General features: G+C 72.2%; 29 protein-coding genes, 3 tRNA genes and 1 pseudogene. 27 read left to right on the plus strand and 6 right to left on the minus strand.

Going from position 1 to position 26,535, the window contains the following annotated elements; genetic code table 11:
* The 6 genes and pseudogenes from IF47_RS0110165 to IF47_RS0110190 all read left to right on the plus strand — a co-directional run.
* Positions 1–130, plus strand: a pseudogene (locus IF47_RS0110165) (ATP-binding protein); the annotation flags it as partial.
* Between the two features lie 130 nt (positions 131–260).
* Positions 261–1,043 (plus strand): fumarylacetoacetate hydrolase family protein, encoded by a 783-nt coding sequence (locus IF47_RS0110170; RefSeq protein ID WP_031508227.1) that lies wholly within the window; start codon positions 261–263, stop codon positions 1,041–1,043.
* A complete protein-coding gene (gene gltX / locus IF47_RS0110175) occupies positions 1,036–2,526 on the plus strand; it encodes a glutamate--tRNA ligase (protein WP_031508228.1) in 1,491 nt (496 codons plus the stop codon). Before IF47_RS0110170 ends, gltX begins: the two co-directional genes overlap by 8 nt.
* A gap of 452 nt (positions 2,527–2,978) precedes the next feature.
* Positions 2,979–3,050: transfer RNA gene (locus tag IF47_RS0110180), tRNA-Gln, on the plus strand.
* Between the two features lie 24 nt (positions 3,051–3,074).
* A tRNA-Glu gene (locus tag IF47_RS0110185) sits at positions 3,075–3,147 on the plus strand.
* A gap of 26 nt (positions 3,148–3,173) precedes the next feature.
* Positions 3,174–3,246: transfer RNA gene (locus IF47_RS0110190), tRNA-Glu, on the plus strand.
* 168 nt (positions 3,247–3,414) lie between these two features.
* On the opposite strand, the gene ndgR is transcribed toward IF47_RS0110190, so the two are convergent.
* Positions 3,415–4,134: an IclR family transcriptional regulator NdgR gene (gene ndgR / locus IF47_RS0110195; protein ID WP_031508230.1), complete on the minus strand. Its 720-nt coding sequence runs from the start codon at positions 4,132–4,134 to the stop codon at positions 3,415–3,417.
* A 152-nt stretch (positions 4,135–4,286) separates the two neighbouring features.
* Between ndgR and leuC the strand changes: the two genes are divergently transcribed.
* The 5 genes from leuC to IF47_RS0110220 all read left to right on the plus strand — a co-directional run bounded on the left by leuC (position 4,287) and on the right by IF47_RS0110220 (position 7,891).
* A complete protein-coding gene (leuC, locus tag IF47_RS0110200; RefSeq protein ID WP_031508231.1) occupies positions 4,287–5,711 on the plus strand; it encodes a 3-isopropylmalate dehydratase large subunit in 1,425 nt (474 codons plus the stop codon).
* An 8-nt stretch (positions 5,712–5,719) separates the two neighbouring features.
* Complete coding sequence (gene leuD / locus IF47_RS0110205) at positions 5,720–6,313, plus strand: 3-isopropylmalate dehydratase small subunit (RefSeq protein ID WP_031508232.1); 594 nt, start codon at positions 5,720–5,722, stop codon at positions 6,311–6,313.
* A 257-nt stretch (positions 6,314–6,570) separates the two neighbouring features.
* A complete protein-coding gene (locus IF47_RS0110210; RefSeq protein WP_031508233.1) occupies positions 6,571–6,825 on the plus strand; it encodes an SCO5555 family protein in 255 nt (84 codons plus the stop codon).
* A gap of 125 nt (positions 6,826–6,950) precedes the next feature.
* Positions 6,951–7,559, plus strand: coding sequence for an HU family DNA-binding protein (locus IF47_RS0110215; protein WP_031508235.1), 609 nt, complete (start codon positions 6,951–6,953; stop codon positions 7,557–7,559).
* 128 nt (positions 7,560–7,687) lie between these two features.
* Entirely contained in the window at positions 7,688–7,891 is a 204-nt protein-coding gene (locus IF47_RS0110220) for a hypothetical protein (RefSeq protein ID WP_031508236.1), read from the plus strand.
* Here IF47_RS0110220 and cofC read toward each other — a convergent pair.
* Complete coding sequence (gene cofC / locus IF47_RS0110225) at positions 7,863–8,537, minus strand: 2-phospho-L-lactate guanylyltransferase (protein WP_051717393.1); 675 nt, start codon at positions 8,535–8,537, stop codon at positions 7,863–7,865. The two genes, IF47_RS0110220 and cofC, sit on opposite strands and share 29 nt — an antisense overlap.
* Positions 8,538–8,681: 144 nt before the next feature.
* On the opposite strand from cofC, the gene IF47_RS0110230 reads away from it, so the two are divergent.
* Genes IF47_RS0110230 through IF47_RS0110240 form a run of 3 tightly spaced genes read left to right on the plus strand, consistent with a single transcriptional unit; the run spans position 8,682 to position 11,692 of the window.
* Positions 8,682–9,497 (plus strand): lysophospholipid acyltransferase family protein, encoded by an 816-nt coding sequence (locus IF47_RS0110230; protein WP_037732356.1) that lies wholly within the window; start codon positions 8,682–8,684, stop codon positions 9,495–9,497.
* Positions 9,494–10,495: an NAD(P)H-dependent glycerol-3-phosphate dehydrogenase gene (locus tag IF47_RS0110235; RefSeq protein ID WP_031508239.1), complete on the plus strand. Its 1,002-nt coding sequence runs from the start codon at positions 9,494–9,496 to the stop codon at positions 10,493–10,495. The genes IF47_RS0110230 and IF47_RS0110235 overlap by 4 nt, the downstream gene beginning before the upstream one ends.
* A gap of 39 nt (positions 10,496–10,534) precedes the next feature.
* Positions 10,535–11,692, plus strand: coding sequence for a D-alanine--D-alanine ligase family protein (locus IF47_RS0110240; protein WP_031508241.1), 1,158 nt, complete (start codon positions 10,535–10,537; stop codon positions 11,690–11,692).
* 66 nt (positions 11,693–11,758) lie between these two features.
* On the opposite strand, the gene IF47_RS0110245 is transcribed toward IF47_RS0110240, so the two are convergent.
* Positions 11,759–12,295 carry a DUF3515 domain-containing protein gene (locus IF47_RS0110245; RefSeq protein WP_245641070.1) on the minus strand — a complete coding sequence of 179 codons (537 nt, stop codon included), beginning with the start codon at positions 12,293–12,295 and terminating at the stop codon, positions 11,759–11,761.
* A 20-nt stretch (positions 12,296–12,315) separates the two neighbouring features.
* A complete protein-coding gene (locus IF47_RS0110250; RefSeq protein ID WP_031508244.1) occupies positions 12,316–12,549 on the minus strand; it encodes an Lrp/AsnC family transcriptional regulator in 234 nt (77 codons plus the stop codon).
* Between the two features lie 248 nt (positions 12,550–12,797).
* Between IF47_RS0110250 and IF47_RS0110255 the strand changes: the two genes are divergently transcribed.
* Both IF47_RS0110255 and thiD read left to right on the plus strand, forming a co-directional pair.
* Positions 12,798–13,742, plus strand: coding sequence for a thiamine-phosphate kinase (locus IF47_RS0110255; protein ID WP_031508246.1), 945 nt, complete (start codon positions 12,798–12,800; stop codon positions 13,740–13,742).
* 79 nt (positions 13,743–13,821) lie between these two features.
* Positions 13,822–14,628 (plus strand): bifunctional hydroxymethylpyrimidine kinase/phosphomethylpyrimidine kinase, encoded by an 807-nt coding sequence (gene thiD, locus IF47_RS0110260; RefSeq protein ID WP_031508247.1) that lies wholly within the window; start codon positions 13,822–13,824, stop codon positions 14,626–14,628.
* Positions 14,629–14,732: 104 nt separating this feature from the next.
* On the opposite strand, the gene rpmB is transcribed toward thiD, so the two are convergent.
* Complete coding sequence (gene rpmB / locus IF47_RS0110265) at positions 14,733–14,918, minus strand: 50S ribosomal protein L28 (RefSeq protein WP_031508248.1); 186 nt, start codon at positions 14,916–14,918, stop codon at positions 14,733–14,735.
* Positions 14,919–15,189: 271 nt separating this feature from the next.
* Between rpmB and IF47_RS0110270 the strand changes: the two genes are divergently transcribed.
* From IF47_RS0110270 to mutM, 9 genes are all read left to right on the plus strand, one after another.
* On the plus strand, positions 15,190–16,860 hold the full coding sequence (locus IF47_RS0110270) for a DAK2 domain-containing protein (protein ID WP_031508250.1): 1,671 nt from the start codon (positions 15,190–15,192) through the stop codon (positions 16,858–16,860).
* 55 nt (positions 16,861–16,915) lie between these two features.
* Entirely contained in the window at positions 16,916–19,156 is a 2,241-nt protein-coding gene (recG, locus tag IF47_RS0110275) for an ATP-dependent DNA helicase RecG (protein WP_031508252.1), read from the plus strand.
* Positions 19,157–19,271: 115 nt separating this feature from the next.
* On the plus strand, positions 19,272–19,871 hold the full coding sequence (rsmD, locus tag IF47_RS0110280) for a 16S rRNA (guanine(966)-N(2))-methyltransferase RsmD (RefSeq protein WP_281179459.1): 600 nt from the start codon (positions 19,272–19,274) through the stop codon (positions 19,869–19,871).
* 26 nt (positions 19,872–19,897) lie between these two features.
* On the plus strand, positions 19,898–20,377 hold the full coding sequence (gene coaD / locus IF47_RS0110285) for a pantetheine-phosphate adenylyltransferase (protein ID WP_031508255.1): 480 nt from the start codon (positions 19,898–19,900) through the stop codon (positions 20,375–20,377).
* A gap of 59 nt (positions 20,378–20,436) precedes the next feature.
* Entirely contained in the window at positions 20,437–21,606 is a 1,170-nt protein-coding gene (locus IF47_RS0110290) for a F0F1 ATP synthase subunit B (protein ID WP_031508257.1), read from the plus strand.
* 216 nt (positions 21,607–21,822) lie between these two features.
* Positions 21,823–22,422 carry a YceD family protein gene (locus IF47_RS0110295; RefSeq protein ID WP_031508258.1) on the plus strand — a complete coding sequence of 200 codons (600 nt, stop codon included), beginning with the start codon at positions 21,823–21,825 and terminating at the stop codon, positions 22,420–22,422.
* Between the two features lie 2 nt (positions 22,423–22,424).
* Positions 22,425–22,598: a 50S ribosomal protein L32 gene (rpmF, locus tag IF47_RS0110300; RefSeq protein WP_031508259.1), complete on the plus strand. Its 174-nt coding sequence runs from the start codon at positions 22,425–22,427 to the stop codon at positions 22,596–22,598.
* A gap of 19 nt (positions 22,599–22,617) precedes the next feature.
* Positions 22,618–23,442 carry a ribonuclease III gene (gene rnc, locus IF47_RS0110305; RefSeq protein ID WP_211257185.1) on the plus strand — a complete coding sequence of 275 codons (825 nt, stop codon included), beginning with the start codon at positions 22,618–22,620 and terminating at the stop codon, positions 23,440–23,442.
* 110 nt (positions 23,443–23,552) lie between these two features.
* Positions 23,553–24,428 carry a bifunctional DNA-formamidopyrimidine glycosylase/DNA-(apurinic or apyrimidinic site) lyase gene (mutM, locus tag IF47_RS0110310; protein ID WP_031508262.1) on the plus strand — a complete coding sequence of 292 codons (876 nt, stop codon included), beginning with the start codon at positions 23,553–23,555 and terminating at the stop codon, positions 24,426–24,428.
* Between the two features lie 84 nt (positions 24,429–24,512).
* Here mutM and IF47_RS0110315 read toward each other — a convergent pair whose 3' ends face one another.
* On the minus strand, positions 24,513–25,433 hold the full coding sequence (locus IF47_RS0110315) for a CAP domain-containing protein (protein ID WP_031508263.1): 921 nt from the start codon (positions 25,431–25,433) through the stop codon (positions 24,513–24,515).
* A 175-nt stretch (positions 25,434–25,608) separates the two neighbouring features.
* On the opposite strand from IF47_RS0110315, the gene IF47_RS0110320 reads away from it, so the two are divergent.
* Both IF47_RS0110320 and IF47_RS0110325 read left to right on the plus strand, forming a co-directional pair.
* The gene (locus IF47_RS0110320; protein ID WP_051717396.1) at positions 25,609–25,935 is read left to right on the plus strand and encodes an acylphosphatase; all 327 of its coding nucleotides are present in this window, start codon (positions 25,609–25,611) and stop codon (positions 25,933–25,935) included.
* A gap of 281 nt (positions 25,936–26,216) precedes the next feature.
* On the plus strand, positions 26,217–26,426 hold the full coding sequence (locus IF47_RS0110325) for a hypothetical protein (RefSeq protein ID WP_031508265.1): 210 nt from the start codon (positions 26,217–26,219) through the stop codon (positions 26,424–26,426).
* The last annotated feature ends 109 nt before the right edge of the window (positions 26,427–26,535 follow it).

Raw genomic sequence — 26,535 nt, forward strand, 5'->3', positions numbered from 1 at the left:
CGAGGTGCGCGAGGCGTTGCAGATCGGTCCGGACGCGCCGATCATCACCACCGACGCCCGGCATCGGGCCGAGGCCAAGAGCGCACTGATCACCCTCGTAGAACACGCTCTCATGGCACGTCTGCGCTGACGACCGAGGCCGGCGGACGGTCCGCCGGCTTCACACACGCGCGCGGCAAGGGCCCCGCACACCGCCGGTGTGCGGGGCTTACCCTTGAGTGTCAACTCCCACCCGCGAGCAACGAGGGGCAGCACCACCCGTGCGCATCGCCAGATTCTCCATCGACGGCAACGTCGCGTTCGGAGTCGTGGAAGGGGACGCCCGGAGCGGCGACGGCCTCGTCCTCGACATCATCAAGGGCCATCCCTTCGCCGAGTTCGAGCGATCGGGCAAGCGGATTCCCCTGGACAAGGTCCGACTGCTGCCGCCCGTGCTGCCCAACAAGGTGGTGGCGATCGGCCGGAACTACGCCGAGCACGCCGCGGAGCTGGGCCACGAGGTCCCCGAGGTGCCCACCGCCTTCTTCAAGCCCTCCACCTCGGTGATCGGCCCCGACGACCCCATCGTCTACCCGTCCTTCTCCCACGAGGTGCACCACGAGGCGGAGCTGGCCGTGGTGATCGGCCGGATGTGCAGCCAGGTGCCCCGCGAGCGGGTGGCGGACGTGATCCTGGGCTACACCTGCGCCAACGACGTCACCGCCCGTGACGTCCAGCGCGTCGAGGACCAGTGGGCCAGGGCGAAGGGCTTCGACGGCTCCTGCCCGCTGGGCCCGTGGGTCGTCACCGACCTCGACCCCTCGGACCTGGCCGTGATGTGCACGGTCAACGGCGAGCAGCGGCAGCTCGGCCGGACCGGCCAGATGGTGCGCTCCATCGAGGATCTCGTCGTCCACATCACCGAGGCCATGACGCTGCTCCCCGGCGACGTCATCCTCACCGGCACCCCGGCGGGCGTCGGCCCCATCAACGTCGGCGACGAGGTCGCCGTCACCATCGAAGGCATCGGCACTCTCACCAACAAGGTGATCAAGCGTGGCTAGCGCATCTGACGTACGCGTACGGTTCTGTCCCTCGCCGACCGGCAACCCCCACGTGGGTCTGGTCCGCACCGCCCTGTTCAACTGGGCCTTCGCCCGGCACCACGGCGGCACCTTCGTCTTCCGCATCGAGGACACCGACGCGGCCCGCGACTCCGAGGAGTCCTACGAGCAGTTGCTGGACTCGATGCGCTGGCTGGGCTTCGAGTGGGACGAGGGCCCCGAGGTCGGCGGCCCGCACGCCCCGTACCGGCAGTCCCAGCGCATGGACGTCTACGCCGACGTCGCGCGCAGGCTGATGGAGGCCGGCCACGCCTACCGCTGCTACTGCAGCGCCGAGGAGCTGGAGGAGCGCCGCGAGGCCGCCCGCAAGGCCGGCAGGCCCTCGGGCTACGACGGCACGTGCCGGAACCTCACCGACGAGCAGAAGGCCGCGTACGAGGCCGAGGGACGTCCCTCGATCGTCCGCTTCCGGATGCCGGACGAGCCGATCACCTTCACCGACCTCGTCCGCGGCGAGCTGACCTTCACCCCGGAGAACGTCCCCGACTACGGCATCGTCCGGGCCAACGGCGCCCCGCTGTACACGCTGGTCAACCCGGTCGACGACGCGCTGATGGAGATCACCCACGTCCTGCGCGGCGAGGACCTGCTCTCCTCCACCCCGCGCCAGATCGCCCTGTACCGGGCGCTGGCCGACATCGGCGTGGGCAACGGCAGCGTCCCGGAGTTCGGACACCTGCCGTACGTGATGGGGGAGGGCAACAAGAAGCTCTCCAAGCGCGACCCGCAGTCCTCGCTCAACCTCTACCGCGAGCGCGGCTTCCTCCGCGAGGGCCTGCTCAACTACCTCGCCCTGCTGGGCTGGTCGATCGCCGAGGACCGGGACATCTTCTCGATGGACGAGATGGTCGCGGCCTTCGAGATCGGGGACGTCAACGCCAACCCGGCGCGCTTCGACCTCAAGAAGTGCGAGGCCATCAACGCCACCCACATCCGGGAGCTGGACACCAAGGACTTCATCGCCCGGTGCGAGCCGTGGCTGAAGGCCCCGCACGCCCCGTGGGCGCCGGAGAAGTTCGACCGCGCGGCCTTCGAGGCCCTGGCGCCCCTGGCCCAGACCCGGCTGACCGTCCTGTCGGACATCACCGCCAACGTCGACTTCCTCTTCCTGGACGAGCCCGTGGAGGACGAGGCGTCCTGGCAGAAGGCGATGAAGGCCGGCTCGGACGCCCTGCTGCGCACCGCCCGCGCCAAGCTGGCGGAGGCGGAGTGGAGGGCCGAGGCGCTCAAGGAGGCCGTCCTGGCGGCCGGCGAGGAGCACGGACTGAAGCTGGGCAAGGCCCAGGCCCCGGTCCGGGTGGCGGTCACCGGCCGCACCGTCGGCCTGCCGCTCTTCGAGTCGCTGGAGGTGCTCGGTCGCGACCGCACCCTGGCCCGCGTCGACGCCGCCCTGGCGAGGCTGGAGGCGCAGCCGGAGGGCTGAGGCGCCCGACGTACCCGTGGGCGGGCCCGGGAGCCGTTGCAGGGCTCCCGGGCCCGCCCACGGGCTTTCCGCGGCCCGCCGCGATCTTCCCGGGGCTTCCCGGGCCTTTCCGCGACGTCACGGCGGGACGCGCCCGTTCACCGTCGGCGACGACACCACCGGATCGGTGCGCACTCGTGGGCGGTGACGCGGCGCGCGTTCGGCGCGTTCACCGACGCGCCGTGGCTCCCTCCCGTTCTCGTCGAGCGCCCGGTTCTCCTCTCGCCCCGAACCCGGACGAGAGGGGCGTCCGCGGTGGATGGTCCGGGCCGCGGACGCCCCGGCGGGAACTCGTTTTGGAGCACGGGCCTCGATCGGGTAATGTTCTTCCCGTCGCCAGGCGGAACGGGCCGAAAGGCCGGAGACGCAAGGCGATCACCAGGACGAAAAGTTCGAAAGAGCTTGAGTTCCGGTGGGGTATGGTGTAATTGGCAGCACGACTGATTCTGGTTCAGTTAGTCTAGGTTCGAGTCCTGGTACCCCAGCGAGATCTTCCCAGCGAGATCCAAGCCCCCGTTGTGTAGCGGCCTAGCACGCTGCCCTCTCAAGGCAGTAGCGCCGGTTCGAATCCGGTCGGGGGTACTCGGTCCCTCGGGACCATGGCTGGGGCCCCCGTTGTGTAGCGGCCTAGCACGCCGCCCTCTCAAGGCGGTAGCGCCGGTTCGAATCCGGTCGGGGGTACGGGAATACGGCCAGAGGCCCCCCACTTCGGTGGGGGGCCTCTCGTCGTGCCCGGGGTGCCACGGCGCCACGGGTCGGGGAGCGGACCGGTCGCGTCGGTGCATCCTCCGCTCCGGGCCCTGTGCGCACCGTCACAGGACCCGGAGCGGAGGATGGACAGGGGCGGTGTCAGCCGCCGTTGCGGCGCAGCGCCTCGGTGAGTCGGTTGGCGGCCTCGACGATCGCCTGGGCGTGCATCCGGCCCGGGTGGCGCGTCAGACGCTCGATCGGGCCCGAGACGGACACGGCCGCCACCACGCGGTTGGAGGGGCCGCGCACGGGCGCGGAGACGGAGGCGACGCCGGGTTCGCGCTCGCCGATGGACTGGGCCCAGCCGCGTCGCCGTACGCCCGACAGGGCCGTCGCCGTGAAGCGGGCGCCCTGCAGGCCGCGGTGCAGCCGCTCGGGCTCCTCCCATGCCATCAGGACCTGGGCGGCCGAACCCGCCTTCATCGGCAGGGTGGAGCCGACCGGCACGGTGTCCCGCAGTCCGGACAGCCGTTCCGCCGCGGCCACGCAGATCCGCATGTCGCCCTGGCGACGGTAGAGCTGGGCGCTCTCCCCGGTCACGTCGCGCAGGTGCGTGAGGATCGGGCCCGCGGACGCGAGGAGGCGGTCCTCGCCCGCGGCGGCGGCCAGCTCGGCCAGCCGCGGCCCGAGGATGAATCGGCCCTGCATGTCGCGGGCCACGAAGCGATGGTGTTCCAGGGCCACCGCCAGTCGGTGTGCCGTGGGGCGCGCGAGCCCGGTCGCCGCGACCAGCCCGGCGAGGGTGGCCGGACCGGACTCCAGAGCGCTCAGTACCAGAGCCGCCTTGTCGAGAACGCCGACGCCGCTAGAGTTGTCCATGCAACGATATTCGCGTCTCACATTGCGAAACGCAAGTTCAATTTTCCGGATCAGCCGCCAAGCTGGGGTGACGGTCGCCACCCCGCCGCGCGGGCCGTGGCGGCATGGACGTCGAGACGAGGCCGGCAGTGCTGCCGGCCGGAGGGAAAGCGATGGGACGGACACTCGCGGAGAAGGTCTGGGACGACCATGTCGTCCGGCGCGCGGAAGGCGAGCCCGACCTCCTCTACATCGACCTGCACCTCCTGCACGAGGTGACCAGCCCGCAGGCCTTCGACGGGCTGCGCAAGAGCGGGCGCCGGGTGCGGCGGACCGACCTCACCATCGCCACCGAGGACCACAACACCCCCACCATCGACATCGACAAGCCCATCGCCGACCCCGTCTCCCGCACCCAGTTGGAGACGCTGCGCAAGAACTGCGCGGACTTCGGGGTCCGACTGCACCCGCTCGGCGACGTGGAGCAGGGCGTCGTCCACGTGGTGGGACCGCAGCTCGGACTGACCCAGCCGGGCATGACCGTGGTCTGCGGTGACAGCCACACCTCCACGCACGGCGCCTTCGGCGCGCTGGCGTTCGGCATCGGCACCAGCCAGGTCGAGCACGTCCTGGCCACCCAGACCCTGCCGATGGCCCCCTTCAAGACGATGGCCATCACGGTCGACGGCGAGCTGCCCGAGGGCGTGACCGCCAAGGACCTGATCCTGGCGATCATCGCCCGGATCGGCACCGGCGGCGGCCAGGGTTATGTGATCGAGTACCGCGGCTCGGCCATCGAGAAGCTGTCGATGGAAGCGCGGATGACCATCTGCAACATGTCCATCGAGGCCGGTGCCCGCGCGGGGATGATCGCCCCGGACGAGACCACCTTCGCCTATCTGAAGGACCGCGAGCACGCGCCGAAGGGCGCCGACTGGGACGCCGCCGTGGAGTACTGGCGGACCCTGCGCACCGACGCGGACGCCGTCTTCGACCACGAGGTGGTCATCGACGCCGCCGAGCTGGCGCCGTTCGTCACCTGGGGCACCAACCCCGGCCAGGGCGCGCCGCTGAGCGCCTCGGTGCCGGACCCGGACTCCTTCACCGACCCCAGTGAGAAGCTGGCCGCCGCCAAGGCGCTGGAGTACATGGGCCTGGAGCCCGGGAAGCCGCTGCGCGAGATCGCCGTGGACACCGTCTTCGTCGGCTCCTGCACCAACGGCCGGATCGAGGACCTCCGCTCGGCGGCGGCCGTCCTCAAGGACCGGAGGGTCGCCGACGGGGTGCGGATGCTGGTCGTGCCCGGTTCGGTCCGGGTCGCCCTCCAGGCCGTGGAGGAGGGCCTGGACAAGGTGTTCACCGAGGCCGGCGCCGAGTGGCGGCACGCGGGCTGCTCGATGTGTCTGGGCATGAACCCCGATCAGCTCAAGCCGGGTGAGCGCGCCGCGTCCACCTCCAACCGCAACTTCGAGGGCAGGCAGGGCAAGGGCGGACGCACCCACCTGGTCTCCCCGCAGGTCGCCGCCGCCACCGCCGTGCTGGGCCGGCTGGCCTCGCCCGCCGACCTGTCCGACGCAACCGAGCTCGCGGGAGTCTGAGAACAGCGATGGAAGCCTTCACCACACACACCGGTCGCGCCGTTCCGCTGCGCCGCGGCAACGTCGACACCGACCAGATCATCCCCGCGCACTGGCTGAAGAAGGTCACCCGCGACGGCTTTGAGGACGGCCTGTTCGAGGCCTGGCGCAAGGACCCCGAGTTCGTGCTCAACCGCCCCGAGCGGCAGGGCGCCACCGTGCTGGTCGCAGGCCCCGACTTCGGCACCGGCTCCTCCCGCGAGCACGCCGTCTGGGCGCTGCAGAACTACGGCTTCAAGGCCGTGATCTCCTCCCGCTTCGCCGACATCTTCCGCGGCAACTCGCTGAAGAACGGCCTGCTGACGGTCGTCCTGCCGCAGGAGACCGTGGACCGGCTGTGGGAGCTGACCGAGGCCGACCCGACGGCCGAGATCACCGTGGACCTCGTCGAGCGGAAGGTCACCGCCCCCGGCGTCGAGGTCGGTTTCGACCTGGACGAGAACGCCCGCTGGCGGCTGCTGGAGGGCCTGGACGACATCAGCATCACGCTGCGGCACGAGGAGGACATCGCCGCGTACGAGGCGAAGCGGCCCTCCTACAAGCCGCGGACCCTCCCCGTCTGACGCGCCGCGACGGTGGGCGGCGCCCCGTCGCCCACCGACACGCGCCTTCCGAACGCCCCCGGCTCCGGCCGGGGGCGTTCGGGCTTTTGCCGTTCCGGATTCGGGGAAGCCGGGACGGGAGACGGAGCCGGGCAGGCGGAAGGAGAGGAACGAAGTCACCGCTCTCGGCGCGGAGTTGTGTCACCCATGCGCCCCGTTCTTCCGGCGTGTTGAGGCCCCGGGAAGTGACAACTCGCCTCCAATGGCACAATCTGTGCATGGAGAGCGACGGTCAACTCCCCCTCTACGACCTCGTCGCCGCTCGCCTGAAGGAAGCGCACACCACGGTGCGCCGGCTGCAAGTGCCCCAGGACGTACGGGCGGCGCTCGTTCGGAGGCTCCTCGTCGTCACGGCCGCGTCCAAACACGATCCGGCCCGTGCGGCGCGGAGGCTGGAGCGTCTGATGGAGGACATTCGAGGAAGCGAGGCCCCCGCGGAACAGGAAGACCGGCCTGCGGAGGGAAGCGCGTGACGGTCGATTTCGTTGCGACACAAGGGTGATTCGCCCGTTTCGCGTTTGATTTGCGGTAAATATCTGCCTAATGTGCGAAAAAGCTTGGACAGATTCGTTCTGGCAATGCCTCCGAAGGGGAAGACGTGAACAAGGCGCAGCTCGTTGAAGCAATTGCCGACAAGCTCGGCGGACGACAGCAGGCCGCCGAAGCGGTCGATGTGGTGCTGGACGCGATCGTTCGCGCGGTCGTCGCCGGAGACCGGGTCTCGGTCACCGGTTTCGGCTCGTTCGAGAAGGTCGAACGTCCGGCCCGCTACGCCCGCAATCCCCAGACCGGCGAGCGCGTCAGGGTCAAGAAGACCTCCGTTCCGCGTTTCCGCGCCGGCCAGGGCTTCAAGGACCTGGTCAGCGGCGCGAAGAAGCTCCCCAAGAACGACGTGGCGGTGAAGAAGGCCCCCAAGGGCAGCCTCTCGGGCGGCACCACCACCCGCAAGGCGACGGCGAAGAAGGCGGCGGCCAAGAAGGCGGCGCCGGCGAAGAAGACCACCGCGGCGAAGAAGGCCACGGCGAAGAAGACCACCGCCGCCAAGAAGACCGCGGCGAAGAAGACGACCGCCGCGAAGAAGACCACCGCCAAGCAGGCCACCGCCAAGAAGGCTCCCGCGAAGAGGTCCACGACCAAGAAGGCCCCCGCCCGCAAGAGCACCGCGCGCAAGACCACCGCCAAGAAGGCCACCACCCGCCGGAAGTGAGGCCGACGTGCACGACCGCGTCGGGCCGAGCTCCGTCGGAGCCCGGCCCGCGGTCCGTCCGGGGCCGCGTCGCCACCGCCCCCGCTCGGTCGTCCGCCCGGTCCCGCCGCTCGTCTAGGCTCGGGGCCATGCAGGCCACCGCGTACACCTACGACCCCGCGACCCGCAGCGGCAGCGTGCTCCTCGACGACGGCACGCCCCTCCCCTTCGGCGCCGCCGCCTTCGACGCGGGCGGCCTGCGGCTGCTGCGCCCCGGCCAGCGGGTGCGGATCGAGACCGAGGGCGAGGGCGAACGGCGTCGGATCACGCTGGTGACGCTGCAGACGTTCTGAGCCCGCGCGTGTGCGGCCCCACGCCCAGGGCCAGCGCCGCGGCCAGGTCCTCGCCGGTGTCCACGTCCCGCCGCACGCTCTCCACGTCGGTCAGGACGATCTCCACCGCCCCCGAGCGCAGATGGCGCTCGCGCGAGGCGCCGCCGAAGGCCGGAGCCAGCGCGGTGCCGGGGGCCGCGGCGAGCAGTGTGGTGCCGACCCCGGCGGCGTCGGCCAGGAAGGCCCTCGGATGCGCCCGCGCGACGGCGAGCACCCGCGCCAGCTCGTCCGGACGCAGAGCGGGCAGGTCCGCGTTGAGCGCGGCCACCGCGGCGTCGGGACGCCGCCCCCGCACGACCGCCTCGCCGTGCTCCAACGCGGCGTTCAGCCCGGCGGCCGGGACGTCGGGGACGACCCGGGCCCCCGCGGCGGCCAGCTCCGCCCCCGCGCGGGGATCGTCCGTGACGATCACCACACTCTCCACCGCCGGGCAGGCCAGCGCGGCGGTCACGGTGTCCCGGGCGAAGGCCAGCGCCAGCTCGGGCCGCAGCCGCTCCCCGGCCGACGCGGCGAGCCTGCTCTTCGCCCGGGACAGGGGCTTGAGGGGCACGACCAGCGTCCAGCCGGCCGCGATCCCCGGTCCGTCGTCACGATCCATCGGCACCATTCTCACCGCATTCTCACCACCGCCGGAGCCGTCCGCCGTCCTCGGGGTTACCGTGTGCTCGACAGGGTGACGACCCGGGGCGACACTTGTGCGGTTGTTCCGGTGGTGCGTGTGCCGCAGCAGGCAAGAGGAGATGGTGTCCGGGTGTCCCGCCGCAGAATCGGCTTCTGGTACCGCTTTGCCGCGGTTTTGGCGAAACCGCCCCTACTGCTGCTGTTCAAGCGGGACTGGCGTGGAATGGAGCATATTCCGGCCGAGGGTGGATTCATCACCGTGGTGAATCACAACTCCTATCTCGACCCGCTCTCCTACGCCCACTTCCAGTACAACACCGGACGAGTTCCTCGTTTTCTCGCCAAGGACTCCCTGTTCAGGGGCGGATTCGTCGGCGCGGTGATGCGCGGCACCGGACAGATCCCCGTCTACCGCGAGAGCGTCGACGCGGCCCACGCCTTCCGCGCCGCCGTCGAGGCGATCAACAAGGGCGAGTGCGTGGCCTTCTACCCCGAGGGCACCCTCACCCGCGATCCCGACCTGTGGCCGATGGAGGGCAAGACCGGCGCCGCCCGCGTCGCCCTGCTCACCAAGGCGCCCGTCATCCCCGTCGCCCAGTGGGGCGCCCACGAGGCCGTTCCCCCGTACGCGAAGCGGAAACGGCTCAGGCTCTTCCCGCGCAAGACGCTCAGGGTGCTGGTAGGCCCGCCCGTGGACCTGTCGCGGTACCACGACCGCGAACCCACCGTCGAGCTGCTCCGCGAGGTCACCGACGTCATCATGGACGCGATCACCGAGCTGCTGGTCGAGTTGCGCGGCGAACCGGCACCCGCCCACCGCCACGCCCGGGACAGGGCGCTCGCCGCGGACCGGATGAGGGCGGCGGGAGCCGTGAGGCCCGCCGGGAACGGCACCGCCGCTGCCGGCGCCGTCCCCGACGGCGCGGCCGAGGGGGAGAACGCGTGACGCGCGCCGCCGTGTACGGCACCGGATCGTGGGGCACCGCCTTCGCGATGGTGCTCGCCGACGCGGGCTGCGAGGTGACCCTGTGGGGACGCCGCGCCGAGCTGGCCGAGGCGGTCAACACCACCCGCACCAACCCCGACTACCTGCCGGGCGTCACCCTCCCCGAGACCGTCCGCGCCACCACCGACCCCGCCGAGGCCGCCGCCGACGCGGAGTTCACGGTGCTGGCCGTGCCCTCCCAGACCCTGCGCGGAAACCTCACGGCGTGGACGCCGCTGCTGCCCGCCGACACCGTGCTCGTCTCCCTGATGAAAGGCGTCGAACTCGGCACCGCCAAGCGGATGAGCGAGGTCATCGAGGAGGTGACCGGGGCCGGTCCGGACCGGATCGCCGTGCTCAGCGGCCCCAACCTCGCCCGCGAGATCGCCGAACGGCAGCCCGCCGCCTCCGTCGTCGCCTGCCGTGACGAGGACGTGGCCCGGCGCCTGCAGGCCGCCTGCCACACCCCGTACTTCCGTCCCTACACCAACACCGACGTCGTCGGCTGCGAACTCGGCGGGGCCGTGAAGAACGTCATCGCGCTGGCGGTCGGCATCGCCGACGGCATGGGCCTGGGCGACAACGCCAAGGCCTCGCTGATCACCCGTGGACTGGCCGAGACCACCCGGCTCGGGCTGGCGATGGGGGCCGACGCGCACACCTTCGCCGGACTGGCGGGCATGGGCGACCTGGTCGCCACCTGCTCCTCGCCGCTCTCCCGCAACAACACCTTCGGCCACAACCTCGGCAAGGGCATGACCCTGGAGGAGACCATCGCCGCCACCCGGCAGACCGCCGAGGGCGTCAAGTCCTGTGAGTCCGTGTTGGACCTGGCACGACGACACGGCGTCGAGATGCCCATCACCGAGACCGTCGTCGGTATCGTCCACGAGGGCAAGCCGCCGCTGGTCGCTCTGAAGGAATTGATGTCGCGCAGCGCCAAGGCCGAGCGCCGCTGACTGCCCGACCGTCACTACGTTAGGTAATCTCGACCGGATATGAGCAGCCAGTCCTCTTCCCAGAACCTCCAGGCGTCCGGCCGCAGGCCGCGCGTCGCCGTCGTCTTCGGCGGGCGCAGCTCCGAGCATGCGATCTCCGTGGTCACCGCGGGTGCCGTGCTGCGCGCCATCGACCGCACCGCCTACGACGTCCTGCCGATCGGCATCACCGCGGACGGCCGTTGGGCGCTGACCGCCGACGACCCCGAGCGAATGGCGATCACGGACCGCGACCTGCCGAGCGTGGAACAGCTCGCCGAGTCCGACACGGGCTCCGTCCTGCTGCCCTTCGAGCCGGACAACCGCGAGGTGGTCTACACCGAGCCGGGTTCGGTGCCCAAGGCGCTCGGCGAGGTCGACGTCGTCTTCCCCGTCCTGCACGGCCCCTACGGCGAGGACGGCACGATCCAGGGCCTGCTGGAACTCGCCGGAGTGCCCTACGTCGGCTCGGGCGTGCTCGCCTCGGCGGTCGGCATGGACAAGGAGTACATGAAGCGGATCTTCACCTCCTTCGGGCTGCCCGTCGGCCCGTACACGGTGATCCGGCCGCGGGAGTGGGAACGGGACGAGGCCGCCGCCCGCAAGAAGATCGTGGACTTCGCGGGCGACCACGGCTGGCCGGTCTTCGTCAAGCCGGCCCGCGCCGGGTCCTCCTTCGGCATCACCAAGGTCGACGACCCGGCCGGCCTGGACGAGGCGATCGCCGAGGCGCGGCGCCACGATCCGAAGATCATCGTGGAGTCGCTGCTGCACGGCCGCGAGATCGAGTGCGGCGTCCTGGAGTTCGAGGACGGCCCGCGCGCCAGCCTCCCGGCGGAGATCCCGCCGCCCGCCGCCCACGACTTCTACGACTTCGAGGCCAAGTACATCGACTCCGCCGAGGGCATCGTGCCCGCCCCGCTGACCGAGGAGCAGACCCGTGAGGTCCGGGAGCTGGCGGTGCGCGCCTTCGAGGCGGCCTCCTGCGAGGGACTGGTCCGCGCGGACTTCTTCCTGCTGGACAGCGGCGAGTTCGTCATCAACGAGATCAACACGATGCCCGGCTTCACGCCCATCTCCATGTACCCGCGCATGTGGGAGGCGAGCGGCGTCGACTACGCCGAGCTGGTCGACCGTCTGATCGGGGCCGCGCTGCGCCGCTCCTCCGGGCTGCGCTGACCGGGACGGCCGGGGCCGGAAGAGGACGCGCGGGCCGCCACCGGGAGGGCCGGAGGCGGCCGGGCGTCACTCCGGCTGCTCGGGGATCGTCGCGCGCACCGCGTCCGCGAGGTCGACCAGGGAGTTGACCTCCGGAGCGTAGGCGTCGGGGACCGTCACGCGAACGAAGACCGTGCGTTCGACGGTGGTGAACCGGTAGCCGTCGTCCTGTTCCTCCAGCACCCAGGAGACGCCGTTCACCCCAATCACGTCCGGTGTGGGGTTGTAGTGTTCACTGCCGGGAGTGAGCACCCCGGGCCGCGGCACCCCGCAGCCCAGTTCGATCGCGGGATCTCCCCACACGGCGGCGTACCGCGTCTCGGACGCGAGCTCGACCCGCTGCTGTCCGTCGACCCGTTCCGGCAGCGCGTCGTGCAGCGCGCGGCAGGCCGCGGCGGCCGAGCCCGTGGGACTCGGCACGGGCGGGCGGGGGCCCTCGTCGGACGAGCAACCGGCGGCCGTGACGAACACGGCGACGACGGCGCTCAGTGATACGAGCGGCGAGACGGCCGAGGAGGTCGAGAACACGGCCGACGGGAGGCACCGGCGGGGCGAGAAGCTCACCGGACGAGCATACGGGGGAGCTACAGATGCACGACCGGGCAGGTCAGAGTCCGGGTGATGCCCTCCACGCGCTGGATCCTGGCCACCACCATGCGACCGAGGTCGTCCACCGTGTCGGCCTGGGCGCGCACGATCACGTCGTAGGGACCGGTCACGTCCTCGGCCTGGATCACTCCCGGGATCCCGCCGATCACCTCGGCGACGGTCGAGGCCTTGCCGACCTCGGTCTGAATCAGGATGTACGCCTGTACCACGGAACCTCCTGGGCGGCCGTGAGGACCATGTGGAAAGAAGGGACGCCACGGTACCGCGTGGCCGACATCACGGGGGAGACCCGCACCGTGGACGGGCGCGGCAGGCCGACGGGGCGGCGAACGGCCCGGTCGGTCGCGGCGATACCGTTCGAGCGCACTGACGAAGGGGCACAACGATGCTGAGTTCTCCCGGGGGGCAGTCTCCCCCTCGCTTTCCTGGGGAAGCGCCCAGGACCCCCGGCCGGACCGTGGGGGAGCTCGGGGAGTTCGGACTGATCCGCGAACTGACCTCGCGCATCACCCCCACCCCGGCGGTACGGATCGGCCCGGGCGACGACGCCGCCGTGGTCGCCGCACCCGATCGGCGTGTGGTGGCCAGCACGGACCTGCTGCTGGAGGGGCGGCACTTCCGACGCGACTGGTCCACCGCCTACGACGTCGGGCGGAAGGCCGCCGCGCAGAACCTGGCCGACATCGCCGCCATGGGAGCCGACCCCACCGCGCTCCTGCTCGGCCTCGTCGTTCCGGCCGAACTGCCGGCGACCTGGCCCACCGAGCTGATGGACGGTCTCCACGACGAGTGCCAGGTCGCGGGCGCGGCCGTGGTCGGCGGGGACGTGGTGCGCGGCGGCACCATCACCGTGGCGATCACCGCCCTGGGCGACCTGCAGGGCCGCGAGCCGGTCACCCGGTCCGGCGCGCGGCCCGGCGACGTCGTCGCGGTCACCGGGTGGCTGGGCTGGTCCGCCGCCGGCCACGCGGTGCTCGCCCGGGGCTTCCGCTCCCCGCGCGCCTTCGTGGAGGCCCACCGCCGCCCCGAGCCGCCGTACCACGCGGGTCCCGCCGCGGCCGAACTGGGCGCGACCGCGATGACCGACGTCAGCGACGGGCTCGTCGCCGACCTCGGCCACATCGCCGAGGCCAGCAAGGTCCGCATCGACGTGCGCTCGGCCGCGCTGGACGTCCCCGCCCAGATGTCCGACATCGGCCAGGCGGTGGGCGTGGACCCGCTGCAGTGGGTGCTCACCGGGGGAGAGGACCACGCGATCGTCGCCACCTTCCCCCCGGAGACCAAGCTCCCCGCCCGCTGGCGCCGCATCGGCGAGGTGCTCCACCTCTCCGCGGCGCCCCAGGTGACGGTGGACGGCGCGCCCTGGACCAGGACCGGCGGCTGGGACCACTTCGGAGGCTGAGGAGGTCGGGAAGCCCGGGCCGGGGCCGTTTCCGGAGCCGGACGGCGAACGCCGCGAGCCCCGGCCGTAGGCTGCGGCCATGCGTACACCACCACCGAGAGTGCTCACCGTCGCCGGCTCCGACTCGGGCGGCGGAGCGGGCATCCAGGCCGACCTGAAGACCATGTTGGCGCTGGGTACCCACGGGATGAGCGTGCTCACCGCCATCACCGCGCAGAACTCCCTGGGCGTGCAGGGCGTCTGGGAACTGCCCGCCGAAGCCGTCCGCCGGCAGTTCCACAGCGTCGTGGACGACATCGGGGTGCGGGCGGTCAAGACCGGCATGCTGGCGAGCGCCGAGCTGGTCGAGACGGTCGCCGACCTGCTCGCCGGCCTCACGGTTCCGGTGGTCGTCGACCCGGTGGGGGTCTCCAAGCACGGGGATTCGCTGCTGGCCCCCGAGGCGTTGGAGGCGGTGCGCACCGCGCTGCTGCCGAAGGCCACCGTCGCCACCCCCAACCTGGACGAGGTGGCCCAGCTCACCGGCGTACGGGCCGAGACGGAGGCCGACCTGCCGCGCGCCGCGGAGGCGGTGCTGGCCCACGGCCCGCGGTGGGCGTTGATCAAGGGCGGGCACCTGAAGGACGGCGACGCCGCGGTGGACCTGCTCACCGACGGCACCGTCGAGCACTGGCTGCGCGCGCCGCGCCACGACAACCGCCACACCCACGGAACGGGCTGCACCCTCGCGTCCGCGATCGCGGCCGAACTGGCCAAGGGACGCTCCGTGCCGGAGGCCGTCGCGGAGGCCAAGGACTACGTGACGGGCGCCATCGCCGCCGGTTTCGCCCTGGGCGGCGGCATCGGGCCGGTGGACCACGGCTGGCGCCTGGGCCGGGACGCCTGAGTCGGGACGCCCGAGCCGGGGCGCCCGTACACACCGAAAAGCCGGTCCACACGGAGTGGACCGGCCTGGCGGTGACCGGCGAGGTGGCCGCGCTGGGCGTTACGTCAGCGCGAGACCTTGCCGGCCTTGATGCACGAGGTGCACACGTTGAGCCGCTTCGGCGTCCGACCGACCATCGCGCGCACCCGCTGGATGTTGGGGTTCCAACGGCGGGGCGTACGGCGGTGCGAGTGCGAGATGTTGTTGCCGAAGCCCGGCCCCTTGCCGCAGACGTCGCAGTTGGCAGCCACGGGTCACTCCAAAGACTTCAGATGCACTTACGGTGAAATCCCGGCGTCGGCAGGATCAGGGATGACCGGCACTGCCAGGGAATTGTGTAGAGCCCGAATCGGTCGGGCAACCGGAGCAGCATACCTCGACCGTCTCCGGACCATGAAATTACCACGGTTCCGCGCGGTCCCCCGGCCCCCGGCCCCGACGGAACTCCCCCGCCGCACTAGCCTTCGGCCGTCGACGCTGTTCGCCCGGCCGCCCGGCCGCCGCACGCAAGGAGGCCATGCCGTGCCGCATCCGCTCGACGCCGCCGCGGTACGGGAGTGGTGTGCCCAGGCGCTCGACGCGCTCGGCCGGGCCCGCGAGACGATCGACGCGATCAACGTCTACCCGGTGGCGGACGCGGACACCGGCACCAACCTCTACCTGACCGTGGAGTCCGCCGCCCGGGCCGTGGAGGCGGCCTGCGCGGGGGAGCCCACACCGGCCCAGGCGGTGCGCGCCATGGCGCACGGCGCGCTGATCGGCGCGCACGGCAACTCAGGGACGATCCTGGCGCAGTTGCTGCGTGGGATGGCCGAGGAGATCGGCGCGGCGGAGGACGGCCGGGACCCCGAGGACCCCGAGGGGCCGACGGGCCCCGAGCACGGCGCCGAGCACGGTGCCGAACTGCTGCGCCGGGCGCTGCGCCGGGCCGCCGGCGCGGCCCGGGCGGCGGTGGCGCACCCGGTGGAGGGCACCGTGCTCACCGTGGCCGAGGCCGCCGCCGAGGCCGCCCGCGGCGCCGACGGCGACTGCGCCGCCGTGGCCCGCGCCGCCTGGACGGGGGCCCGCGCGGCCCTGGACGCCACCCCGGACCAACTCCCGGCGCTCTCCCGCGCCGGTGTGGTGGACGCGGGCGGCTACGGCCTGGTCACGATCCTGGGCGCGCTGGTCGGAGTGCTCTCCGGAGAACGGCCCATGGGCCCGGTCGCCGAACGCGCGGAGCACGGCGGGACAAGAGCGCCGCGCCCGGCGGAGGTCCCCGGACCCGACTGCGCGGCGGACGGCCCGGCCTACGAGGTCGTCTACCTGCTGGAGGCCGACGACGGCGCCGTCGCCGCCCTGCGCGCCCGGCTCGACGCCCTGGGCGACTCCCTGGTGGTCGTCGGCGGCGACGGGCTGTGGAACGTCCACGTCCACGTGGACGACGCGGGCGCCGCCGTGGAGGCCGGCATCGAGGCGGGCCGCCCGTTCCGCATCCGGATCACCCACTTCGGCGTCCGAACCGACCGGCACGCCGACCGCGCCGACCACGGCGCCCCCCGCGCCGTGGTCGCGGTGGTGCCCGGCGACGGACTGGCCGAACTGTGCGCCGAGGCGGGCGCGACGACCGTCACCGCGCGCCCCGGGGAGCCGCCCGCCAGTGGCGAACTGGCACAGGCACTGCGGAAGGCGAACGCCCCCGAGGTCGTCCTGCTGCCCAACGACCCCGAACTGCGGCACGCCGCCGCCGCGGCCGCCGAACAGGTCCGCCCCGAGGGCCTGCGGGTCGCCATCATCCCCACCCGCTCCCCGGTGCAGGGCATCGCCGCGCTCGCCGTCCACGAGCCCGACCGCAGCTTCGACGAGGACGTCGTCGCCATGACCTCGGCCGCCGGGGCCACCCGGTACGGCGAGCTGTCCGTCGCCGAGCGGCAGGCGTGGACCACCGCCGGGATCTGCCAGGCCGGGGACGTGCTCGGCATGATCGAGGGGGACGTGGCGCTGATCGGGACGGCACCGGAGGAGGTGGCCGTCGCGGTGCTGGACCGGATGCTCGCGGCCGGGGGCGAACTGGTGACGCTGGTGGTCGGCGCGGACGCCCCCCAGGGGCTGGCCGAACGCCTGGAGGACCACGTGCGGCGGACCCACCTGGCCGTGGACACGCTCGTCTACCAGGGGCGGCAGAGCGGCCCCCTGCTGATCGGCGTGGAGTGAGCCCCGCCACTCGCGGCCGGGTCGCGCACCGACGCTGTCGGTGGCGTGGTGTGCAATGGAGGACGTGCCCGCGCTGGAAGAGACCACCAAGGACCCCCTGACGGAACCGCTGCGGAAGGTGCTCGGCGGCACCACCGCGAAGGCGATGGCCGAACACCTCGACCTGCACACCGTCGGCGATCTGCTGCACCACTACCCGCGGCGGTACGCCGAGCGAGGCGAGCTGACCCGGCTCGCCGACCTGCCCCTGGACGAACACGTCACCGTCGTCGCCCAGGTCGCCGACGCCCGGGTGCACACGTTCAACCAGGGACGGGGCAAGCGGCTGGAGGTCACGCTCACCGACGGCAGCGGACGCCTCCGGATCGTCTTCTTCGGCCGCTCGGTCCACCACCACCACAGGGAACTGCTGCCGGGCCGGCGCGGAATGTTCGCCGGCAAGGTCGGGGTCTTCAACCGGAAGCTCCAACTCTCCCACCCCGCCTACGAACTGCTGGGAGCGGACAGCGGCAGGGAGGCGGTGGACGCGTTCGCCGGGAAGATGATCCCGCTCTACCCGGCCTGCAAGCAGATGGAGTCCTGGAAGCTCGCCAAGGCCGTCACCACCGTCCTGGACTCCCTGGAGGCCACCGGATGGGCGGGGATCGCCGACCCGCTGCCGGCCGCGCTGCGCGAGGAGTACGGGCTGCCGACGCTGCCGGAGGCGCTGCGGAAGGTCCACCGCCCGCGCTCGAAGGCGGACGTCGAGCAGGCCCGGTCCCGGCTCAAGTGGGACGAGGCGTTCGTCCTCCAGGTCGCCCTGGCCCGCCGCCGCCTCGCCGAGAGCCAACTGCCCGCCGTGCCGCGCGTACCACGCGAGGGCGGCCTGCTGGACGCCTTCGACGCCCGACTGCCGTTCACCCTCACCGACGGACAGCGGGCCGTCAGCCGGGAGATCTTCGACGACCTCGCCTCCGCGCATCCCATGCACCGACTGCTCCAGGGCGAGGTGGGCTCCGGCAAGACGCTGGTGGCGCTGCGCGCCATGCTCGCCGTGGTGGACGCGGGCGGACAGGCCGCGATGCTGGCCCCCACCGAGGTGCTGGCCCAACAGCACCACCGCTCGATCACCGAGATGATGGGAGAGCTCGCCGAGGGCGGGATGCTCGGCGGCGCCGAGCACGCCACCCGGGTGGTGCTCCTCACCGGCTCGATGGGCGCCGCCGCCCGCCGCCGCGCCCTGCTGGACCTGGCCACCGGCGAGGCCGGGATCGTGATCGGCACCCACGCCCTGATCGAGGACAAGGTCCGGTTCCACGACCTGGGCCTGGTCGTGGTGGACGAACAGCACCGCTTCGGCGTCGAACAGCGCGACGCCCTGCGCTCCAAGGGGAAGCAGCCCCCGCACCTGCTGGTGATGACCGCGACGCCGATCCCGCGCACGGTCGCCATGACGGTCTTCGGCGATCTGGAGACCTCCGTGCTGGACCAGCTCCCGGCTGGCCGCTCGCCCATCGCCAGCCACGTGGTGCCCGCCGCGGAGAAGCCCCACTTCCTCACCCGCGCCTGGGAGCGGGTCCGCGAGGAGGTGGCGGCCGGCCACCAGGCGTACGTGGTCTGCCCCCGCATCGGGGACGAGGAGGAGCCGGCCAAAGCCCCCGGCAAGGGCGGCGGGGACGGCGAAGGAGCGGAGGGCGAGCGTCGCCCGCCGCTGGCCGTCCTGGACGTCGCCGAGCAACTCGCCGACGGGCCGCTGAAGGGGCTGCGCGTGGCGGTGCTCCACGGCCGGATGCAGCCGGACGCCAAGGACGACGTGATGCGCCGCTTCGCCGAGGGCGAGGTGGACGTCCTGGTCGCCACCACCGTCGTCGAGGTCGGGGTGAACGTGCCCAATGCCACCGTGATGGTGATCATGGACGCGGACCGCTTCGGCGTCTCCCAACTCCACCAGTTGCGCGGACGGGTCGGGCGCGGCACCGCGCCGGGGCTGTGCCTGCTGGTCAGCGAGGCCCCCGAGGGGAGCCCCGCCCGCGCCCGACTGGCGGCGGTCGCCGGGACGCTGGACGGCTTCGAGCTGTCCCGGATCGACCTGGAACAGCGCCGCGAGGGCGACGTGCTGGGCCAGGCCCAGTCCGGCAGCAGGTCCTCCCTGCGGATGCTCGCCGTCATCGACGACGAGGAGGTCATCGTGGCCGCGCGGGCCCGGGCCGGCGAGATCGTCGCCGCCGACCCGGAACTGGAACGGCTGCCCGAACTGCGCGCCGCCCTGGACGCCCTGCTCGACGAGGAGCGCGAGGAGTACCTGGAGAAGGGCTGACCGGAGCCGGTCGAGGACCGCCGGCGGCGAGGTCGGGGAGGACCGGCCGGCGATCCGGCGCCTATCGTGGGGGCGGCGGCCCGCGCGGGCCGCCGCCCCCACCGCCCGAGAACCTGTGAGGACGACCGAGACGATGACCCGCGTGATCGCCGGAGCGGCCGGCGGACGACGGCTGGCGGTCCCGCCCGGCCAGGGCACCCGCCCGACTTCCGACCGGGCGCGCGAGGGGTTGTTCTCCACCTGGGAGTCGCTGCTCGGCTCCCTGGCGGGAGTGCGGGTGCTCGACCTGTACGGGGGCTCGGGCGCGGTCGGCCTGGAGGCGCTCTCGCGCGGCGCCGAACACGCCCTGCTGGTCGAGTCCGACGCCCGTGCCGTCCGCACCATCCGCCGGAACGTCCGCGAGCTGGGCCTGCCCGGGGCGGAGGTCCGGGCGGGCCGGGCGGAACAGGTGGTACGCGGCCCGGCCCCACGGACGCCCTACGACCTGGTCTTCCTCGACCCGCCGTACACCGTCTCCGACGACGATCTCCGGGAGATCCTTCTCACACTCCACGCTCAGGGGTGGCTCACGGCCGGCGCGCTCGCCACCGTGGAACGCAGCACCAGAGGCGGCGAATTCCACTGGCCTGCCGGCTTCGAGGGGCTGCGATCCCGCCGTTACGGCGAGGGAACCCTTTGGTACGGTCGCGCCGCCGAAAAGAGCGACGTGTCATGACCCGTCCCGAGAGCGAGGAAACGCCCGTGCGCCGCGCCGTCTGTCCGGGGTCCTTCGATCCCATCACCAACGGACATCTCGACATCATCGCCCGCGCCTCCAAGCTCTATGACGAGGTCTACGTCGCGGTGATGATCAACAAGTCGAAGAAGGGCCTGTTCACGGTCGAGGAGCGCATCGACCTGATCCGCCGGGTCACCGCCGAGTACGGCAACGTCAGGGTCGAGGCGTTCCACGGGCTCCTGGTGGACTTCTGCAAGCAGCGCGACATCCCCGCCATCGTCAAGGGGCTGCGCGCGGTCAGCGACTTCGACTACGAACTGCAGATGGCCCAGATGAACAACGGACTCTCCGGAGTGGAGACGCTGTTCGTGCCGACCAACCCGACCTACAGCTTCCTCTCCTCCAGCCTGGTCAAGGAGGTCGCCGCCTGGGGCGGCGACGTCGCGCACCTGGTGCCGCCCTGCGTCCTGGAGGCCCTGCGCGAGCGCCTGGCCCGCCCCTGAACCTCCGCTTTCCACCATCCGGTGTCGCGCCGGCGGCCGGTGCCCGTACAGTCACCCTCGTGGACGTACAGCAGAAACTCGACGACATCGTCGCGACGGTCCAGGGTGCCCGCTCCATGCCCATGTCGGCCTCCTGCGTGGTCAACCGCGCGGAGTTGCTGGCGTTGCTGGAGGAGGTGCGGCAGGCGCTGCCCGGCTCGCTCGCCCAGGCGCAGGAGCTGCTCGGCGACCGGGAGCAGATGATCGCCGAGGCTCGGCAGGAGGCCCAGCGGATCATCGAGTCCGCCCAGGCCGAGCGCGGTGCGCTGGTCTCCGGCACCGAGGTCGCCCGCCGCGCGCAGGAGGAGGCCGACCGCATCCTGGCCCAGGCCCGCCAAGAGGCCGAGGAGATCCGCGCCGAGGCCGACGACTACGTCGACAGCAAGCTGGCCAACTTCGAGGTCGTCCTGAGCAAGACCATCGGCTCGGTCGACCGGGGCAGGGAGAAGCTCCTCGGTCGCCACCCGGGTGCCGACCCCTACGGGGAGGACGGCGACGACGCCCCGGAGCGCTCCAGCGACCCCGCCGAGCTGCGGCAGCGCGCCGACGCCTATGTGGAGGCGCAGTTCCGGGCGTTCGAAGCGGTGCTGACCAAGACGCTGGAGGCGGTGGGACGCGGCCGGCAGAAACTCACCGGCCACCGTCCCATCGACGAGCTGGGCGCCCACCTCGCCGCGCAGGACGAGCAGGGCCCGCAGGCGGGGAACGGCGACACCGCCGACTACCTCGCGGACCTCGCCGCCGTCACCCAGGACCCCGTCCAGGCCCCCGCCCACGCTCCCGTCGAGGCCCCCGCCCAGGTCTCCGCCCAGGCTCCGGTCCAGTCCGGGCAGCCCGTCTACGAGCCGCAGCAGGCCGATCCGTACGGCTACCAGCAGCCGCAGCAGTACCAGCAGCAGGGGGGCTACGGCCACCCCCAGGCCTACCGGCAGCCGGACCCCTACTACGCGGGGCAGTCCGGGCAGCCCGTCTACGAGCCGCAGCAGGCCGATCCGTACGGCTACCAGCAGCCGCAGCAGTACCAGCAGCAGGGGGGCCACGGTTACCCCCAGGAGGGCTACGGGCAGGGCGCGATCCCTCCGCCGCCGCCGTACCAGCCCCAGCAGCCCGCCACGCTCGACGAGACCAGCTTCTTCGACACCAGCATGATCGACATGGAGCAGTTGAAGCAGTACGAACAGGGCCGCTAGCCGCGCGGGCCGACCGGGACCGGCCGCGTCCACCGTCGCGCCGGAGGGCGTCCGGCCGTCCCGGGTTGGGACCGTGGCGATCCGTCCAGTATCCTGGCTCCTCGGTCGTGGTCCGCCCGCGACGTCCGGCTGCCCGGAACGCATGGGAGTCGGTCGGTGTCAGACCGTAGAAAGCAGGAAGCCCTGAACGCCCCCCTAGACCCCCGATCCCCGCTCGTGCTCGACACGCGCGAGCTGGGGCGTCGTCCTGGTGCGCTCAAGCGGCTCTCCCGTACGGCTCCGGCCCCCAAGGACATGGGCATCGAGGTCATCGGGGTGCCGGAGGGCGCCTCCATGCAGCTCGACCTCCGTCTGGAGTCGGTCATGGACGGGGTGCTCGTCACAGGCACCGTCCGTGCGCCGTTGACGGGGGAGTGCGTAAGGTGTCTGGAGCCGCTCGAGCAGGAGTGCGAGGCGGATTTCCAGGAGATGTTCTCCTACCCCGACGCCGACGACCGGAGCCGCTTCGCGGACGCCGGCGACGACGCCGAGGACGAGGAGACGTTCCACCTCGAGGGCGACCTGCTCGACCTCGAGCCCGTGCTGCGCGACGCGGTGGTGCTGTCGCTGCCGCTGCAGCCGGTGTGCCGGGAGGACTGCCCCGGGCTGTGCCCCCGTTGCGGTGCGCGGCTCGCGGACGACCCCGGGCACGACCACAACGAGGCCGTCGACATCCGGTGGGCGGCACTGGAAGGACTCGCCGACACCATGCGGGACGGCGAGAAGGACGAAGACAACGAACCCCGCACCGCCGGGGACGATCCACAGGAGAAATAGCCGTGGCTGTTCCGAAGCGGAAGATGTCGCGCAGTAACACGCGCCACCGCCGGTCGCAGTGGAAGGCTGCGGTCCCCACCCTGGTGAAGTGCGAGCGCTGCCAGGAGCCCCGTCAGCAGCACATCGCCTGCCCGAACTGCGGCACCTACAACCGCCGCCAGGTCCTCGAGGTCTGATCGGCGGGTGACGGGCTCCATGTCAGACGCCACCACGCCCGAAACCCCGTCCCGCCGCGGCGGGGACGGAACGGAGGCGCAGGAGGCGGGTCTGGTGGACGCGGCCTCGTCCCACACGCTTCTGGAAGGGCGGCTCGGGTACCGACTCGAGTCCGCCCTTCTGACGCGCGCACTGACGCACCGCAGCTACGCGTACGAGAACGGTGGGCTGCCCACCAACGAGCGTCTGGAGTTCCTGGGGGACTCCGTCCTCGGCCTGGTGGTCACCGACACGCTCTACCGCACCCACCCCGACCTCCCCGAAGGCCAACTCGCCAAGCTGCGCGCCGCGGTGGTCAACTCCCGAGCGCTCGCCGGAGTCGCCCGCAGTCTCGACCTGGGCGCCTTCGTCCGGCTCGGCCGGGGCGAGGAGGGCACGGGCGGCCGGGACAAGGCGTCGATCCTCGCGGACACCCTGGAGGCGGTGATCGGCGCGGTCTACCTCGACCAAGGGCTGGAGGCGGCCGGCGAGTTGGTGCACCGGCTCTTCGACCCGCTGATCGAGGAGTCCTCCAACCTCGGCGCCGGACTGGACTGGAAGACCAGCCTCCAGGAGCTGACCGCGGCCGAAGGGCTGGGCGTTCCGGAGTATCTGGTCACCGAGACCGGCCCCGACCACGAGAAGACCTTCACGGCTGCCGCCCGCGTCGGTGGTGTCGCGTACGGCACCGGCACCGGCCGCAGCAAGAAGGAAGCGGAACAACAGGCGGCCGAGGCCGCCTGGCGCGCGATCCGGGCCGCCGCCGACACCGACACCGACGAGGAGACCGGCCCGAGCGGCCAGGCCGCCCAGAAGGTGTCCTGACCGGCGCGCCCGCGAAGCGCCGCACCACCGTCGCCCACCCGCCCGGCTTCCGGGTGGGTGGGCGTGTCGATCGTCGGTGACCCGGTCACCCCGTGTTCGAGGAGTACCCGTTGCCCGAACTGCCCGAGGTGGAGGTCGTCCGGCGCGGACTGGAGAGCTGGGTCGGCGGCCGGACGGTCGCCGAGGTGGAGGTTCTGCACCCGCGTGCGATCCGTCGCCACCTCGCCGGGGCGGTCGACTTCGCCGACCGGCTGCGCGGCGCGCGCATCGGCACCCCCCTGCGCCGCGGCAAGTACCTGTGGCTGCCGCTCGCCGGCACCGGCGACGGCCTCTGCGTCCTGGCCCACCTGGGCATGAGCGGACAGTTGCTCGTCCAGCCGCACGACGCACCGGACGAGAAGCACCTGCGCGTCCGCGTCCGTTTCGCCGACGAGACGGGCACCGAACTGCGCTTCATCGACCAGCGCACCTTCGGCGGGCTGTCACTCCACGAGCTCACCCCCGACGGCCTGCCCGACGTCATAGCCCACATCGCCCGTGACCCGCTGGACCCGGCCTTCGACGAGGAGGCCTTCCACGCCGCCCTGCGGCGCAGGCGCAGCACCGTCAAGAGGGCCCTGCTCGACCAGTCGCTCATCAGCGGGGTCGGCAACATCTACGCCGACGAGGCGCTGTGGCGTTCCCGCCTGCACTACGACCGCCCCACCGCCACCCTGACCCGTCCGCGCACCACCGAACTGCTCGGCCACATCCGGGACGTGATGAACGCCGCCCTCGCCGTCGGCGGGACCAGCTTCGACAGCCTGTACGTCAACGTCAACGGCGAGTCGGGTTACTTCGACCGCTCCCTGGACGCCTACGGTCGCGAGGGCCTGCCCTGCCGTCGCTGCGCCACCCCGCTGCGCCGCCGTCCCTGGATGAACCGCTCCAGCTACTTCTGCCCCCGCTGCCAGCGCCCGCCCCGCCCGGCCCGGTCCGGGGTGTGACCGACCGGACTCCCCGCCCGGGCTCCCCGGCGCCGGCTCGGGCCCGGCCCGGGGATCGGAGTGGGGCCCCGACCTGCCGGCTTCTCAGAACCCGAAGTTCTGCGTCCACCACGGGCCGCCCTCGGCGAAGTGCGCTCCCACGCCCAGGGTCCGGTAGTCGCAGTTGAGGATGTTGGCGCGGTGGCCGGGGCTGTTCATCCAGGCGTCCATCACCGCCGCGGCGTCGGCCTGACCGCGGGCTATGTTCTCGCCGCCGAGGTTGTCGATGCCCGCCGCCGCGGCGCGGTCCCAGGGGGTGTCGCCATCGGGGCCGGTGTGGGAGAAGAAACCCTGGTCGGCCATGGCCCGGCTGAACTCCCCGGCCAACTCGGCCAGGGCGGGGTCGGCGGTGAGCGGGCGGCACCCGGCCGCGGCCCGTTCGAGGTTGACCAGTCTGAGCACCTCGGCCTCGGCCGCCGCCTCCGTCCCGAGCGACGCGGAGGAGCCGCTCGGTGTGGTGGGCTTCCGGGAGAAGGTCTGCCGCGGCGTCTCGGAGGGTGTCTCGGAGATTTCGGTCCCGCCGGCCGAGGGCGTGTCGCTGCGCGAGGGGCTCGGCTCGTCGGGCTTCTTCGGGGGCGTCCGCTCCGGCTCGGCGGAGCCGCGCGAGGGAGCGGTGGTGTCGGGGGAGGAGCCGCGGTCGTCGCCGCGGTCGGCGGCCGAGGCCTCGCGGTCGACGGGCGGCGCCGTGGCGCCCTGGGTCTGCAGGTGGGGAATCCCTCCCGCCCGCACGTCGGCGGAGTCGGCGGGACCGCCGATGGTGTAGGTGCCGTTCGGCCCGGGGATCAGCCCCGAGGCCACCGCCACGGCTCCCATCGCCATCGCGGCCGAGGCGCCCAGGAGTCCGGTGCGGACGGGGACGGCGCTCCGCTTGCGGTGCCGGCTGCGGTGGCGTCCGCCCGTCGTGTCGCGTGCAGGGGTGACGCGGGCCGGTGCGGGGGCCGGTTTGGCGCGACTGTGGCGTCCCATCTGCTGCAGTCCTCACGTGATCGGCGTCACTCGTGTATCACCCGAACGGGTGAACCCCGTTGCCGCGTGACTGTACGGCATACGGACGGGACGGAGGTGCCGTCGGAGGAAATGAGAGCAAGGAGGGGCGCGGGGGACGGTGCCGGTGGGGACCGCGTCCGGATAGCGTGCGGACATGGGTACGAGGGCAGAGGGCACGGGCGGAACGGAGAGCGGCGCGGCCGGGGAGACCGTGCGAATGACGGCCTGGGTGCGCGGACGGGTGCAGGGGGTCGGCTTCCGGTGGTACACGCGGGCCAACGCGCTGCGGATCGGCGGGCTGGACGGCTTCGCGCTCAATCTCGACGACGGTCGGGTCCAGGTGGTCGCCGAGGGGACGCGCGACCGCTGTGAGCGGCTGTTGGAGTGGCTCCGTACGGGTGATACGCCGGGCCGGGTGGACGGTGTGACCGAGATCTGGGGCACCCCGCGCGGCGACTACGAGGGCTTCGCCATTCGATGATCCGAACTGGTTGCCTTTCGCGGCACGACGTGCAAGGCTGCCGCCAGATGACCGCCAGGACCCTGTGAGCTCTCCGGCAATTCGAGTGCCGTCGAGGCGATGCCGCCGGGTGTGCGCGGCGTGATCGTGTTGACCGTCAAACCTTTTGGTGAGACGCTGGAAGCCCCGCGCACCGCAACTGTTCGGCCTTGGGAATAGGCACAAGACAGGAATCGCGGGTGCCAATCCCTCACGACCCACCACCGTATCGGTCGGTCACTCAGTGTGGAGGACCATCCATCATGGCAAAGGCGCTTCTCGGTTACGTCGGCGGTTCCGACCCCCGAGTCCTCGCCGAGATGCGACGGCTGCAGCAGCGTGTTCAGGACCTGGAATCCGAACTCCTTCGGATGCGGGCCGAGAACGACGCGCTGTCGGCCGCCGCGGCACGGCACGGCGACTCGCTGCTGGACAGCATGGACGTATCCAAGGCGGAGCCTGCGCTCACCTGACCGGCCTGCCGGTACAGGAAACCGCAGCGCCAGACCGCTGGAGAAAACTGCAAGGGACGCTTCGGCGTCCCTTCGTTGTTTCGGCTCGCGGGCACGGCGCTTACCGTGT

This window comes from Streptomyces megasporus (assembly GCF_000718985.1).
Classification (GTDB): domain Bacteria; phylum Actinomycetota; class Actinomycetes; order Streptomycetales; family Streptomycetaceae; genus Streptomyces; species Streptomyces megasporus.

Excerpts from the sequence above, each read along its gene's own strand:
- leuD (WP_031508232.1), top strand. The coding sequence starts at position 5,720 with ATGGAAGCCTTCACCACACACACCGGTCGCGCCGTTCCGCTGCGCCGC.
- recG (WP_031508252.1), top strand. The coding sequence starts at position 16,916 with ATGGAGGACGTGCCCGCGCTGGAAGAGACCACCAAGGACCCCCTGACG.
- IF47_RS0110320 (WP_051717396.1), top strand. The coding sequence starts at position 25,609 with ATGGGTACGAGGGCAGAGGGCACGGGCGGAACGGAGAGCGGCGCGGCC.
- thiD (WP_031508247.1), top strand. The coding sequence starts at position 13,822 with ATGCGTACACCACCACCGAGAGTGCTCACCGTCGCCGGCTCCGACTCG.
- ndgR (WP_031508230.1), bottom strand. The coding sequence starts at position 4,134 with ATGGACAACTCTAGCGGCGTCGGCGTTCTCGACAAGGCGGCTCTGGTA.
- IF47_RS0110315 (WP_031508263.1), bottom strand. The coding sequence starts at position 25,433 with ATGGGACGCCACAGTCGCGCCAAACCGGCCCCCGCACCGGCCCGCGTC.
- rnc (WP_211257185.1), top strand. The coding sequence starts at position 22,618 with ATGTCAGACGCCACCACGCCCGAAACCCCGTCCCGCCGCGGCGGGGAC.
- cofC (WP_051717393.1), bottom strand. The coding sequence starts at position 8,537 with ATGGTGCCGATGGATCGTGACGACGGACCGGGGATCGCGGCCGGCTGG.
- IF47_RS0110325 (WP_031508265.1), top strand. The coding sequence starts at position 26,217 with ATGGCAAAGGCGCTTCTCGGTTACGTCGGCGGTTCCGACCCCCGAGTC.
- IF47_RS0110210 (WP_031508233.1), top strand. The coding sequence starts at position 6,571 with ATGGAGAGCGACGGTCAACTCCCCCTCTACGACCTCGTCGCCGCTCGC.
- IF47_RS0110220 (WP_031508236.1), top strand. The coding sequence starts at position 7,688 with ATGCAGGCCACCGCGTACACCTACGACCCCGCGACCCGCAGCGGCAGC.
- leuC (WP_031508231.1), top strand. The coding sequence starts at position 4,287 with ATGGGACGGACACTCGCGGAGAAGGTCTGGGACGACCATGTCGTCCGG.
- IF47_RS0110240 (WP_031508241.1), top strand. The coding sequence starts at position 10,535 with ATGAGCAGCCAGTCCTCTTCCCAGAACCTCCAGGCGTCCGGCCGCAGG.